The 12,582-nt window shown below is 73.3% G+C and carries 13 protein-coding genes; 8 read left to right on the top strand and 5 right to left on the bottom strand.

Annotated elements, in window-relative coordinates; all coding sequences use genetic code 11:
• Positions 1-10 precede the first annotated feature (10 nt).
• Positions 11-439: an SgcJ/EcaC family oxidoreductase gene (locus O2W53_RS14025; protein WP_269163662.1), complete on the bottom strand. Its 429-nt coding sequence runs from the start codon at positions 437-439 to the stop codon at positions 11-13.
• Positions 436-993, bottom strand: coding sequence for an NADPH-dependent FMN reductase (locus O2W53_RS14020; RefSeq protein WP_269163661.1), 558 nt, complete (start codon positions 991-993; stop codon positions 436-438). Before O2W53_RS14020 ends, O2W53_RS14025 begins: the two co-directional genes overlap by 4 nt.
• A gap of 63 nt (positions 994-1,056) precedes the next feature.
• On the opposite strand from O2W53_RS14020, the gene O2W53_RS14015 reads away from it, so the two are divergent.
• The 7 genes from O2W53_RS14015 to O2W53_RS13985 all read left to right on the top strand — a co-directional run bounded on the left by O2W53_RS14015 (position 1,057) and on the right by O2W53_RS13985 (position 7,788).
• A complete protein-coding gene (locus O2W53_RS14015) occupies positions 1,057-1,422 on the top strand; it encodes a MerR family DNA-binding transcriptional regulator (RefSeq protein ID WP_269163660.1) in 366 nt (121 codons plus the stop codon).
• A gap of 52 nt (positions 1,423-1,474) precedes the next feature.
• Positions 1,475-3,022, top strand: coding sequence for a protein kinase domain-containing protein (locus tag O2W53_RS14010; protein ID WP_269163659.1), 1,548 nt, complete (start codon positions 1,475-1,477; stop codon positions 3,020-3,022).
• 41 nt (positions 3,023-3,063) lie between these two features.
• Positions 3,064-3,957, top strand: a complete 894-nt coding sequence (locus O2W53_RS14005) for a glucose 1-dehydrogenase (RefSeq protein ID WP_269163658.1) — start codon at positions 3,064-3,066, stop codon at positions 3,955-3,957.
• Positions 3,954-5,807, top strand: a complete 1,854-nt coding sequence (locus O2W53_RS14000; RefSeq protein WP_269163657.1) for a glycoside hydrolase family 15 protein — start codon at positions 3,954-3,956, stop codon at positions 5,805-5,807. The genes O2W53_RS14005 and O2W53_RS14000 overlap by 4 nt, the downstream gene beginning before the upstream one ends.
• Positions 5,808-5,956: 149 nt before the next feature.
• Entirely contained in the window at positions 5,957-6,580 is a 624-nt protein-coding gene (locus tag O2W53_RS13995) for an antibiotic biosynthesis monooxygenase (protein WP_269163656.1), read from the top strand.
• A 128-nt stretch (positions 6,581-6,708) separates the two neighbouring features.
• Positions 6,709-7,140 (top strand): hypothetical protein, encoded by a 432-nt coding sequence (locus O2W53_RS13990; protein ID WP_269163655.1) that lies wholly within the window; start codon positions 6,709-6,711, stop codon positions 7,138-7,140.
• A 60-nt stretch (positions 7,141-7,200) separates the two neighbouring features.
• On the top strand, positions 7,201-7,788 hold the full coding sequence (locus tag O2W53_RS13985; RefSeq protein WP_269163654.1) for a helix-turn-helix domain-containing protein: 588 nt from the start codon (positions 7,201-7,203) through the stop codon (positions 7,786-7,788).
• Between the two features lie 48 nt (positions 7,789-7,836).
• On the opposite strand, the gene O2W53_RS13980 is transcribed toward O2W53_RS13985, so the two are convergent.
• Positions 7,837-8,295: a hypothetical protein gene (locus O2W53_RS13980; protein WP_269163653.1), complete on the bottom strand. Its 459-nt coding sequence runs from the start codon at positions 8,293-8,295 to the stop codon at positions 7,837-7,839.
• Positions 8,296-8,514: 219 nt separating this feature from the next.
• Between O2W53_RS13980 and O2W53_RS13975 the strand changes: the two genes are divergently transcribed.
• Complete coding sequence (locus O2W53_RS13975) at positions 8,515-9,372, top strand: formate/nitrite transporter family protein (RefSeq protein WP_269163652.1); 858 nt, start codon at positions 8,515-8,517, stop codon at positions 9,370-9,372.
• A gap of 82 nt (positions 9,373-9,454) precedes the next feature.
• Here the strand turns inward: O2W53_RS13975 and O2W53_RS13970 are convergent, their stop codons facing one another.
• Both O2W53_RS13970 and O2W53_RS13965 read right to left on the bottom strand, forming a co-directional pair.
• Positions 9,455-12,109 carry an ExeM/NucH family extracellular endonuclease gene (locus O2W53_RS13970; protein WP_269163651.1) on the bottom strand — a complete coding sequence of 885 codons (2,655 nt, stop codon included), beginning with the start codon at positions 12,107-12,109 and terminating at the stop codon, positions 9,455-9,457.
• Positions 12,110-12,341: 232 nt separating this feature from the next.
• Positions 12,342-12,569 (bottom strand): hypothetical protein, encoded by a 228-nt coding sequence (locus tag O2W53_RS13965; protein ID WP_269163650.1) that lies wholly within the window; start codon positions 12,567-12,569, stop codon positions 12,342-12,344.
• Positions 12,570-12,582: the final 13 nt, after the last annotated feature.

Below are 12,582 nucleotides of genomic sequence, written 5' to 3'. Positions count from 1 at the left end.
AACGGCGTGGTCAGCCCCCGGTGGCGCGGGTGTCGTGGAACCGGGCGATCCACCACTCCCCTGCGCGCCGGACCAGGACGGCGGTCCCCCGGTTGGTGAAGTCGCCCTCCGGGGTCTGCATCCGCTGGTGGACGTCGGCGACCACCGTGTCCTCGTCCACCAGGGCCAGCTGCTGGACCTCCTGCTGGATGCGCCAGTGCCGTGCCGGTCCGGTCAGCCGGTGCTGGTGGTACTCGGTGAGCTCGTCCGCGCCGCTGGTCCGCCGTCCGTCCGGGGACACGGAGACCGCGTCGGCGAGGAAGCCACCCATCGAGGTGCCGGGGGTCTTGGCGTTGAAGCCCGACTGGATGCCGGCGAGGACGGCGGTGACCGCCGCGGCGACGTCGTCGGGGACGGGGCCGATCGCGGCGCGCGGCCGATCGGCCGGGGCGCCGGTCATGCGGCGTAGGGCGCGCGGTCGCGGGCGGTGCGCAGCGCCTGCCCCCACCACACCAGCTGGTCCAGCAGGCGCTCGGCCGCGGCGGTCGCCCGCTCCGGCGCCCGGAGCCGGCCGGCCTCGTCGAACAGCTCGCCGTAGTGGGCGAAGCTGACCGTCTCCCGGATGGTCGTGGCGTGCACCTCGGCGAACACCGGCCGCAGGTGCTCGACCGCCCGAAGCCCCCCGGAGATGCCGCCGTAGCTGACGAAGCCCACCGGCTTGGCGTGCCACTCGGCGTCGAAGGTGTCGATGGCGTTCTTCAGCGGCCCCGGGTAACTGTGGTTGTACTCCGGCGTCACGACCACGAACGCATCCGCCTGGTGCAGCCGGGTGGAGACGGCCGACGGGGCCCCCGCACCGGCCGCCGACCCCACGTCGGGGAGCCGCACCTCGGCGAGGTCCAGCACCTCCACGCGCAGGTCACCCCGTCGTCCGGCGACCGCGGCGAACCACCCCGCGACCACCGGCCCTCCACGGACCGCACGGGTGCTGGCCACGACGATCGTCAGCGTCATCGGCCGGTCCTCCGGCCCCTGTCTGTCTTGACTGGTCATGCCGGCGACGCTAGGACTTCAACAATGGTTGAAGTCAAGGTCGCCGACGGTCTCACCGTCGGCCAGGTCGCCGAGGCCAGTGGGGTGGCCGCCTCTGCGGTCCGCTTCTACGAGCACCACGGCCTGATCAGCAGCGTGCGCACGTCCGGGAACCAACGGCGCTTCGGCCCCGACGCCGCCTGCCGGGTGAAGGTCGCCCGGGTGTCGCAGCGCATCGGTCTCACGGTCGCGGAGGTGGCTGCGGTGCTCGCCGAGCTCCCGCCGGACCCGACCCCCGCCGACTGGGGCCGGGTGCACGACGCGCTCGTGGCGGAGGCCGAGGCGCGGATCACCGCCCTCCGGACCCAGCTCGAGCTCCTGAGTTCGGGAGAGCTCCTGTGCCGCCTGTGACTCCCGCCCCAGGAGTCGCACACCGCCGCGGCCGAACGTGGAGGATGTGCCGGTGCACCCCAACGGTCAGCTCCTCGGGGGGCGCTACGAGCTGCAGACGCTGATCGCCTCCGGCGGCATGGGCCAGGTGTGGCGCGCCCGCGACACCGTGCTCGGCCGGGACGTCGCGGTCAAGGTCCTGCGCAGCGAGTACACCGCCAACGCGACCTTCCTCGCCCGCTTCCGGGCCGAGGCGCAGCACTCCGCCGGCCTGGTGCACCCGCACATCGCCACCCTCTTCGACTACGGCGAGGTGCTGCCCGACGCCAGCACCCGCGGCGAGCACCTCGCCTACCTGGTGATGGAGCTGGTCCGCGGCGAGTCGCTGGCGACGCTGCTGCGGCGTGAGCCGCGGCTGTCGCCGGACCGCACGCTGCAGGTGCTCCGGCAGTGCGCCGCCGGGCTGGCCGCCGCGCACGCCGCCGACGTCGTCCACCGGGACGTGAAGCCGGGCAACGTCCTGCTCGCCGACGACGGCGGGGTCAAGCTCACCGACTTCGGCGTCGCGGTCTCCGCCACCAGCGTGCCGCTGACCATCACCGGCGAGGTCGTCGGCACCGCCCACTACCTCTCCCCCGAGCAGGCCGCCGGCAACCGCGCCACCCCGGCCAGCGACGTCTACGCCCTCGGCCTGGTCGGCTACGAGTGCCTGGCCGGGCACCGCGGCTTCGACGGCGGGGACGCGGTGGAGGTCGCGCTCCGGCGGATCCGGGAGGTCCCGCCGCCGCTGCCCGACGACGTCCCGGCACCGGTGCGCCGGCTGATCGAGCGCGCCATCGCCAAGGACCCCGCCGAGCGCTTCGCCGACGGCGCTGCCTTCCGTGCCGCCATCGATGACGTCCTCGCCGGTCGGCCCGTCGGTGCGGCGGACGCCGAGCCACGGACGGCGGTGATGCCGGCCATCCGGACGGCGGAACTGCCTGCCGTGCGCACCCCGACCCCGCTGCCGCCCTTCCCGGCGACCCAGACCTACACGCTGCCCCCGGCCGACGAGGACGACGTCGACGAGCCCGAGCAGGAGAGCCGTCGCCGCTGGCCGTTCCTGGTCGCCACCCTGCTCGCCTTCCTCGTCGCGATGGGGAGCACCTTCGGCCTGCTCCAGCTCGCCACCGGCCGCGAGGACCCGCCCGCCACAGCCGAGCCGACCGCGACCGTCGAACCGACGCCCCCGAGCACCCCGGTGGTGCAGCTGGTCTCGCTCTCCACGGCGGACTACGTCGGCCGGCCGGCGGCGGAGGTGCAGGCCGAGCTGGTCGAGCGCGGTCTGGTCCCGACGCTGCGGCCACTGCAGACCGGCGACGTCCCCGACGGCTCGGTGATCGCGCTCGACCCGGTCGGTCAGGTGCTGCCCGGTGCCGCGGTGACCATCACCCATGCGGTCGCCCCTCCGCCACCTCCGCCGCCACCGCCGCCGCCCGCCCCGGCACCCGCGCCCGCACCCGCCCCGACGCCGACGCCGACGCCGACGGCCGAGCCGACCGAGGACGCCGAGCTGGACGAGGAGGACATCGAGAAGGCCCTCGAGCGCTGGCGCGAGCGCCGCCGCGATCGCGACGACTGACCGGTGTGTGACGCCCCATCGGATGGGGCACGCCGGATGTCATGGCCGACCAGTTCACCTTCACCGACCCGACCACCCAGTACCGCACCGACGGGTTCCCCGAGCAGTCCCAGGACGCTCCGGGCCTGACCACGGAGCTGCAGCCCGGCGCCGACCACGGTGAGCAGAGCTACCGCGGCACCGGCCGGCTCACCGGGCGCAAGGCCCTGGTCACCGGCGCCGACTCCGGCATCGGGCGCGCCGCCGCGATCGCCTTCGCGCGGGAGGGCGCCGACGTCGTCCTCAACTACCTGGCCAGCGAGCAGACCGACGCCGAGCAGGTCGCCGCGCTGGTCGAGGAGGCCGGCCGCAAGGCCGTGCTCGCCCCTGCGGACATCTCCGACGAGACCGCCGCCCGCGCGCTGGTGCACACCGCGGTCGAGGAGCTCGGCGGGCTGGACATCATCGCCAACATCGCCGGCAAGCAGACCTACGTCGACGACCTCGCCGACCTCACCAGCGACCAGTTCGACGCCACCTTCAAGACCAACGTCTACGCGTTGTTCTGGATCGTCCAGGAGGCGCTGCCGCACCTGCCCGCCGGCGCCTCGATCATCAACACCAGCTCCATCCAGGCCTACCAGCCCTCCCCCGGCCTGGTCGACTACGCCACCACCAAGGCCGCGATCAACACGATGAGCAAGGCGCTAGCCCAGCAGCTGGCCCCGAAGGGCATCCGGGTCAACGTGGTGGCCCCGGGTCCGTTCTGGACGCCGCTGCAGGCCTCGGGCGGCCAGCCCACCGAGGCGCTCCCGGAGTTCGGGCAGGAGACGCCGATCGGCCGCGCCGGTCAGCCGGCCGAGCTCGGCCCGGCCTACGTCTTCCTCGCCTCGCCGGAGTCCGGCTACGTCTCCGGGGAGACCCTCAACGTCAACGGTGGGATGCCGACGCCGTGACGTCCTTGCACGACACCCGGCGCCGTCCCGCCCTGCACTGGGGCGCGGACGGCGCCGGCGCCGGCCCGGTCGACGAGCGGGACGCCGCCGGCTACGCCGACCTGCGCTCCTACGCCGCGATCGGAGACGGCCGCACCGTCGCGCTCGTCGCCCGGGACGGCCGGATCGACTGGCTGCCGCTGCCGGAGATGGACGGCGCCCCGGTGTTCGGCGCGCTGCTGGACGCCGATCAGGGCGGCTGCATCGAGCTGCACCCGGTCGAGGAGTCCACCGTGCGCCGCGCGTACGTGGCGCACACCAACGTGCTCACCACCACCTTCACCACCGCCTCGGGCAGCGTGCGGGTCACCGACTCGCTCAACAGCGGCGTCGCCGGCCGGTTGCCGTGGTCGGAGCTGGCTCGCCGGATCGAGGGGGTCGACGGGCACGTCGAGATGCGGGCGGCGGTCCGGCCGGGCACCTGCCTGAACACCGCCTCGCCGTGGGTGCACCAGACCGCGCACGGCGCCGTGCTGCGGGTGGACGACCTGACCCTCGCCGTCCGCACGCTGGGCGCCGACTCCGTCGACTACGGCGACCGGCGGATCGACGTCGTCTTCCGCACCGCCCCCGGCTCCCGGCACCTGCTGGGCCTGGTCGCCACGGAGAGCGAGCCGTTGTTCCTGCCGGCGGCCGAGGCGATCGACGCCGGGGTCGACCGGACGATCGAGAACTGGGCGGCGTGGATGCGCAGCTTCGACTGGGACGGCCCCTGGGACACCGCCGTCCGTCGCAGTGCGCTGACCCTCAAGCTGCTGGTCCACGCGGCCAGCGGGTCGATGGTCGCCGCCGCCACCACGTCGCTGCCGGAGTCGCCGGGCGGAGGCAAGAACTGGGACTACCGCTACGCGTGGGTGCGCGACTCCGCCTACGCGCTGACGGCGCTGTTCCGGTTCGGCCTGCGCGAGGAGACCCACGGCGCGATCAGCTGGCTGCTGTCCACGATCCGCCAGCACGGCCCCGAGCCGCAGGTGGTCTACGCCCTGGACGGCGGCCTGGTGCCGACGGCGGAGTTCCGCGACGTGCCGGGCTGGCGCGGTGCCGCCCCGGTGGTCAGCGGCAACAACGCGGCCGGGCAGCTGCAGCTGGGCGTCTTCGGTGACCTCTTCAGCATCGTCGCGCTGTACGTGGAGCACGGGAACGTGTTGGACGCGCACACCGGCCGATTGCTGGCCGGCGTCGCCGACCTGGCCTGCGACCGGTGGCGGAGCAAGGACTCCGGCATGTGGGAGCTGCCCGAGCACCGGCACTACACGACCTCGAAGCTGGGCTGCTGGATGGCGCTGACCAAGGCCGTGGAGCTGGCCGAGAGCGGGCAGATCCCCGGCGACGACGCCCGCTGGCGCAGCGAGGCGGAGCACATCCGGGAGTGGGTCGAGCAGAACTGCTGGTCCGACGAGCGCGGCGCCTACGTCTGGTACCCGGGCACCGACCAGCTGGACGCCTCGATCGTGCTGCACGCGATCAGCGGCTTCGACCGGGGCGAGCGGATGAGCAGCACGCTGGACGCGCTGCGCGCCGAGCTGGGCGCCGGCCCACACCTGTACCGCTTCACCGGTGCCGCCGAGGAGGAGGGCGTCTTCCTCGCCTGCTCGTTCTGGCTGGTCTCCGCGCTCGCGCTGTGCGGCCGGGTCGAGGAGGCGCGCGGCCTGATGGACGAGCTCATGAGCACCCCCAACGACGTCGGGCTGCTGAGCGAGATGCTCGACCCGGCGACCGGCGACCTGCTCGGCAACCTCCCCCAGGCGCTGTCCCACCTGGCGCTGGTCAACGCCGCGATCACCGTCGCCGAGGCGTCCTCCCCAGGCTGAGCAGCACCGCGTGTGCGACGGGGTGCGGGGAGTGTGCACGCGCCGGGGCGCGCCGAGGGCGGCGCACGAACCCCTCGACGGGCGCGGTGCGCGAGGACCCTCGACCTCGCGGCGGTGCCGTCCGGGCGCGGCCAGGGAGGAGGACGGGGATGCACGCCAGGACCACCACGGTGCGCGGCGACCCGCAGGCCGTCGACGAGGGCATCGAGTACGTCCGCGACGCCGTCTGGCCCATGCTGCGCGGCATGAGCGGCTGCGTGGGCATGTCGATGCTCGCCGACCGGGACGCCGGCCGCTGCATCGTCACCGCCGCCTGGGCCACCCACGAGGCGATGCGGGCCAGCGCGGTCGCCGTCGGTGAGCTGCGCGACCAGGCCGCCGAGGTGATGCGGGCCGAGGAGATGGGCGTCGCCGAGTGGGACATCGCGGTGCTGCACCGGGAGCGCCCGGCCGGCGACGGCGCCTGGACCCGGGTCGTCTGGACCGACGGCGACCCGGCGCAGCTCATCGGGATGATCGACGCCTTCCGGATGAGCCTGCTGCCACGGATGAGCGACCTGCCCGGCTTCTGCAGCGTCAGCCTGCTGGTCGACCGGGACACCGGCAGCGCCTCCACGGCGATCACCTACGCCAGCCGCGCAGAGCTGGAGCAGTCGCGGGAGATGGGCTCGGCGATGCGCGAGGACTTCGCCGCGGCGACGGGCATGCGGATCGTCGAGGTCGCCGAGTTCGAGTTGACCGTAGCGCACCTGCGGGTACCGGAGATGGCCTGACCGGCTGAGCTGGTGCCGCCTACCACCGACGGCACCAGCCAGGCCGCGGCCGGCGCGCCCGGCTGTGGGCGCCGCAGCAACCTGTGGACGACGGCCCGCCGGTACCCATGGGCTGCCACGGTCGACCCGTGACCACGACGCCGCTCGCCCAGCTCCCCGTCCGCTCCGCCACCGAGCTCACCCGGCGCTGGCACACCGTGCTCGCGCCGCCGGTCTTCGGTGCCCGCAGCCTGTGGCTGGCCTGGTTCGACGCCGCCGGGCTGATGCTGCCGGTGCTCATGCCGGTCGACGACCTCCCCCGCCGGCCCCGGCACGAGAGCCTGACCGGTCTGCTGGCGTTGCACGACGCGGTCACCGAGCAGAGCGACTGCGCCGACGGCCACCTCGCGCTGGCGCTGTGCCGGCCCGGCCGGTCGCTGGTCACCGCGAGCGACGACGAGTGGGCCGAGGCGCTGCGGGAGGACCTGGACAGCGGGATCGACGGCAGCTGGAGCCTGCACCTGGCCGCCGGTGGCACCGTGTTCCCGCTGGTCGAACCGGCCCGCTGGGCCTGGCAGTGACCAGCTCCCACATGGGCGCGGCTTGACAAACATCGTTGCTGTACCGGCAAGCTGGTCGGCATGAGCGACGACGTCGATGCGGTGGTCCAGGCCGTCGGGCCCCGACTGCGAGCGCTGCGCCAGCAGCGGGACACCACGCTGACCCAGCTGTCGGAGACCACCGGCATCTCGGTGAGCACGCTGTCCCGGCTGGAGTCCGGGCAGCGGCGGGCGACGCTGGAGCTGCTGCTGCCGCTCACCCGCGCCCTGCAGGTGCCGCTGGACCAGTTGCTCGACGAGCCACCGTCGCAGGACCCCCGGGTCCAGCCGCGCCCGGTGCTGCGCGACGGCATGACCATGCTGCCGCTCACCCGCCGGCCCGGCGGGCTGCAGGCCTACAAGATGATCATGCCTCCGGGTCACCCCACCGGCGGCGTGGAGCTCAAGACGCACGAGGGCTACGAGTGGCTCTACGTGCTCAACGGCCGGTTCGTGCTCTTCCTCGGCGACCAGCGGCTGGAGCTCACCCCGGGCGAGGTGGTCGAGTTCGACACCCATGTGCCGCACGCGCTGACCAACCCCGGGCCGGCCCCGGTCGAGCTGCTGGCCCTGTTCGGGCCACAGGGAGAGCGCATGCACGTGCGCGCCCGGCCGCGGGGTGGCGACTGACGAACGTCGGCCTCCGAGGTGGCCCGACCCAGCAGCCACCCGACCCGACTACGACTCGACCGGTACGGCGAGGTTCGGCTCGACGATCTCCCAGCCCGCCTCGACCTCACCAGCGAAGTCGTCCGGCAGCAGAAGGGCCTCACCGTCCCGGCCCTGCGCGTCCCGGACGGCGATCCGGACTCCCCCCTGCGCGAAGTCGTCACCGTCGGCACACGAGAAGCCCGCCACCCAGTCCCCGCCCTCCACCGACCGGGCGACCACGACGAGAACGCACCATGGCTGGTCGGCCTGGCCCTGGGCGGCATAGACCAGTGCGCCGTCTGCCGCACCGATGTAGCGGACCTCGTCGAGCTGCGGATCCACGTCGACGTACTCAGGAACGGCGTCCTCGCTCGTCGCCGGCCGGTCGAACGCGGCCAGTTCGGGTGCCGCGGACGTGCTGCACGCCGTGACCGCCAGCACCATGGCGGCGACACCGGCAGCCGTTCTCCTGGTCGCTGTTGCCATGATCCGACCGTATCGAGATCGTCCGATCGGCCGCCGACGACGACGCGCTCGGGGGCACCCGGCACGTGGGACGGGCGTCAGCCGCACCGGGTCCACTCCACGGGGCCGGGTCGGTGATCGCACCGGCTCGCCGTGCGGGACCTCGCGCTGTCCGAGAGGCTGGTGCCTCCCGGGCCTGAGACCACGGGCCGACCCGCTCGACTCCCCAGGAGGTACGCCTTGCCCGCTCGCGCACCCAAGGAGATCGCCCAGGTCGCCGCCGCGACCGGGGCGAAGAAGACCCGCCGCACCTGGGACAAGGTGCTGGTCAGCGCCTTCCTGGCCGGCGCCTACATCGCCTTCGGCGGCCTCGTCGCCATCGTCGTCTCCTCCGGCCTCGACCCGGAGACCTGGGGGACGCTGCCGACGCTGTTCACCGGCGCCACCTTCACCCTCGGCCTGGTGCTCGTGCTCGTCGCCGGCTCCGACCTGGCCACCGGCAACATGGCACTGGTCCCGCTGGGGGCCATGCGCGGCAAGATCGGCCTCGGCGACGTCGCCAAGAACCTGTCCCTGGTGCTGATCGGCAACCTGGTCGGCGCCATGTTCGTGGCCTTCTTCCTCGCCGTGCAGACCGGGGTGATCGGGGACGCCAGCGCCACCGGTACCGGCGGGCTCACCTACGAGCGGCTGGCCTCGATCTCCGAGGGCAAGGCGCTGGGCGAGACGGCCTGGCAGACGTTCCTCCGCGCGGTCGGCTGCAACTGGCTGGTCTGCCTCGCGGTCTGGATGTCCCTGGCGGCGACGACCGTCTCGGGCAAGATCCTGGCGATCTTCTTCCCGATCATGGCGTTCGTGGCGATGGGCTTCGACCACGTGATCGCCAACATGTTCTTCCTCCCGGCGGCGATCTTCGCCGGCGTCCCGGACCTGGGCTGGGACGACGCGGCGCTCAACTGGCTGCTGGCCGGCGCCGGCAACCTCGTCGGCGCGGTGGTCTTCGTGTCCACGTCCTACTGGTACCTGTTCCTCAAGGACGAGCCCGAGGACGAGCCCGAGGAGTCTGAGGCGTCCGCCGCGCCGGCGGAACGCGGCTGACCCGCTCCGCACACGACAACGGCGGCGCCCCACCTCGGTGGGACGCCGCCGTTGTGCGGTTCAAGAACCGATCAGCCCTCGGTCAGGACTCCGCGCCGTCCTGCTCCTCGGAGCCCTTGCCCCGCCCCTGGTCAAGGACGTCGGTGCCCGGGCCGCCGATCAGCGTGTCGCTGCCGTTGTCCCCGCGCAGCTCGTCGTCCCCGGCGCCGCCCAGCAGCACGTCGCTGCCGTTCCCGCCGCGGATCACGTCGTCGCCGGCGCCGCCGCAGATGATGTCGGCGCCGTTGCCACCGGTGATGGTGTCGTTGCCGCCCAGGCCCATGATCACGTCGACGCCGTTGCCGCCACGCAGCACGTCGTCGCCCTCGGTGCCGACGAGGGTCGGCTCGAGGCCCTGGCAGAGCTGCGGCTCGGGCACCACGACAGTCTCCTCGAGGTCGATGCCCAGCAGCAGCGGGTCGTGGTCGCTGGAGCGGTAGGGGTCCGCCGCGTACAGCTCCGGGTCGCCGGCGTACTGGTAGGCGAAGGACTCCACCGAGTTGATGTTCCAGTGCACGACGTCGGTGACCTTGGCGGTGAGCTCGGCCGTGGCCAGCGCGTGGTCCAGCGAACCGGACAGTGCGTTGAACACATAGCTGTACCGGCCCGGGTCGAACTCCTCACCCAGGTTGACGAAGCCCTCGTCGCGGAGAGCCTCGATAGGGTCCTCCTGGGTGTAGGCGTTGAAGTCGCCCATCAGCACGACGTCCGGGTCGCCGGTCTGCGCCTCCAGCTGCTCGGCGAAGACCGCCAGCGACTCCGCCTGCCGCACCCGGTCGCCGTTGAACGAGCCCTGCCCGGTGTCGAGGTTGTCACCGGTGCCGGTGCCGCCCTTGGACTTGAAGTGGTTGGCCACCACGGTGAAGGCGTCGCCGTCCGCGGTGAACGTCTGGGCGATCGGCTCGCGGGCGTTGGACCAGACCGACTCGTCGACCAGGCCGACCGAGTCACCGACCGGGGTGACGACGGCGGGCTGGTAGATGATCGCGTTGCGGATGACGTCCCGGTCGACCGCGTACAGCTCCTCCGGGAAGGCGACGTAGGCCCACTTCTGACTGCCGGCGTCGGCGTTGAGCCGGGTCACCAGGTCGGCCAGCGCGGTGTCCGCGTTGCCCGGGGTCAGCCCGGTGGAGTCGGTGTCCTCGATCTCCATCAGGGTGACCACGTCGGCGTCCAGCGCGTTGATCGCCGTCACGATCTTGCCGGCCTGCTCCTCGAACTCGGCCTGGTTCGGCGCACCCCGGCCGACCCCACCGAAGGTGAGGAAGTAGTTGAGCACGTTGAACGCACCCAGCTGGACGTCGCCACCCACCTCGCCCGGCGCGGCCGGGCGGGTGTTCTGCAGGGCGAAGACGCCGTCCGCGGTGCCGTCGGCCGGCTGCAGCCGCCAGGCGTCGAACCCGTAGCCGAGCACCAGCGGCTCGGTGAAGGACAGCTCGTCGCCCACCCGCACCGGGGTCTCCGGGGACAGGTACGGCGCGGTGGTGACGCTGACCCGGCTGCTCTGCGCGTCATCGAGGACGATGCGGCGCAGGGCGTTCTCCGCCGCGATCGCGTCCGCGCCGGCGCCGGGGCGGGCCAGCTCGGTGGGCTGCACCAGCAGGCCTCCCTCGGACAGGGTCAGCTCGCCGTAGCTGGTGAGGGCGTAGACCTCGCTGACGGTCAGGGTGTCGACCGGGGCGACCAGCATGCCCTCGAGCCGCTCGCGGGTGTCGTCGTCGGCGGGCAGGTCCAGCGGGGCCGGCGTCGGCAGGTCCACGACGGTGCCGTCGGCGCAGATGCCCACGTTCGCCTCGCCGCGGATCTGGGTCTGCTCGAAGTACTCCTCGGCGGTGCCGGTTACCGCGACGGTGTCGCCGAGGTCCACCTCGACCGCCGAGAAGACGAAGACGCCGTCGGAGGTGGCGGCGTCACCGTCACCGTCGGCGTCCTGCAGGTAGAAGCCGGAGAGCCCGGGGACGTCGCCGACGACGACGCCGCGCACGGTGACCGTCGAGCCGTCCAGCGGGGTGGTCGCGCCGGTGCCCTGCACCTCGCCGATCTCGTTGGTCACCGGGACGTCGCACACCTCGCCGGCGGCCGGCGGCGGCTCCACCGGACCGGGGGCCGCGGAGTTGACCACGCCCTTGCTGGCCGCGGCCGGACCGGACCAGACGAGCGCGTCGGTGGCCGCGTCGTAGCTGCGCGACAGCGACTGCCCAGCCGGCTCGCTGCCGGTCTCCTCGACACCGATGTCGGTGCTGGTCGTGCCGGTGGCCGGGCCGCCGGCGGCGGTCATCGTCCCCTCGTAGGAGAGGAACTCGAGCACCTCCGTGCCGCGGACCAGGGCGACCGCGTCCGGGGCGCCGTTCTGGATCCCGTTGGACGGGTAGTCGACGACCGCGACGGCCGAGCCGTCCGCGGGCGCGGTCACGGCCGGGAGGGCGTCGGTGTCGTAGACCGCACCGTTGCCCCCGTTGTAGAGGACCACGCTCAGGCCGTCGGAGCTGGTGCCGGCGGGGAGCTGCACCTCGACGAACTCACCCACGTCGGTGCCGGCGTTGTCGTAGTGGATCTCGGAGATGAACGGCGTGGTGGGCGGCGCGGCGACTGCGACCGCCGGGACGGCGACGGCGGCGAGCACGGCAGCGGACGCCGTGGCAGCGCCGAGGGCAGCGCGCCTCGCAGCGGTGCGGGTGGTACCAGGGGGGAGGGGCACGAACGGTCCTCTCGGAGGGCGACGCGGAGTGGGTCCATGCCCAGCCTGAGCGGCGGATGTGGACGACTCGCTGACGGTAAGTGACCATTTCGTGACACGCCAACGCGAGGGGCGGCGTCCCCGGCGAGTCCTCGGCCCCGTGGCCGTGGCCGGCTCCATCCCGCCGTCCCGCTCCCGGTGCGCCGAGCACGATCCCGCTGCCCCGGCCCGGCCGGTGCCGTCCGGGCGCCGGTCAGTCGGCGGCGGTGTCCTGACCGGCGTCCTGCTGCTTTCGGAACCGCAGCGACTCCACCAGCACGTAGCTGAACACCACGGTCCACGCGACGCTCAGGAAGGCCTCGCCCCAGTCGCCGTCCACCAGCCGCAGCACGATCGCGACGAGGTTGTAGGCCACCGCCACGCCGGCCAGCAGCTGCACTCCCCGGTGGCCGAACCAGGGCGGGCGGAAGGGGGCGGCCATGCCACGAGGCTAG

Origin of the sequence: Modestobacter sp. VKM Ac-2978 (genome assembly GCF_026968025.1) — a bacterium.
GTDB lineage: Bacteria > Actinomycetota > Actinomycetes > Mycobacteriales > Geodermatophilaceae > Modestobacter.
This window is presented reverse-complemented; position numbering and strand designations above follow the sequence as displayed.

Excerpts from the sequence above, each read along its gene's own strand:
- O2W53_RS14025 (WP_269163662.1), bottom strand. The coding sequence starts at position 439 with ATGACCGGCGCCCCGGCCGATCGGCCGCGCGCCGCGATCGGCCCCGTC.
- O2W53_RS14020 (WP_269163661.1), bottom strand. The coding sequence starts at position 993 with ATGACGCTGACGATCGTCGTGGCCAGCACCCGTGCGGTCCGTGGAGGG.
- O2W53_RS14015 (WP_269163660.1), top strand. The coding sequence starts at position 1,057 with ATGGTTGAAGTCAAGGTCGCCGACGGTCTCACCGTCGGCCAGGTCGCC.
- O2W53_RS14005 (WP_269163658.1), top strand. The coding sequence starts at position 3,064 with ATGGCCGACCAGTTCACCTTCACCGACCCGACCACCCAGTACCGCACC.
- O2W53_RS13995 (WP_269163656.1), top strand. The coding sequence starts at position 5,957 with ATGCACGCCAGGACCACCACGGTGCGCGGCGACCCGCAGGCCGTCGAC.
- O2W53_RS13985 (WP_269163654.1), top strand. The coding sequence starts at position 7,201 with ATGAGCGACGACGTCGATGCGGTGGTCCAGGCCGTCGGGCCCCGACTG.
- O2W53_RS13980 (WP_269163653.1), bottom strand. The coding sequence starts at position 8,295 with ATGGCAACAGCGACCAGGAGAACGGCTGCCGGTGTCGCCGCCATGGTG.
- O2W53_RS13965 (WP_269163650.1), bottom strand. The coding sequence starts at position 12,569 with ATGGCCGCCCCCTTCCGCCCGCCCTGGTTCGGCCACCGGGGAGTGCAG.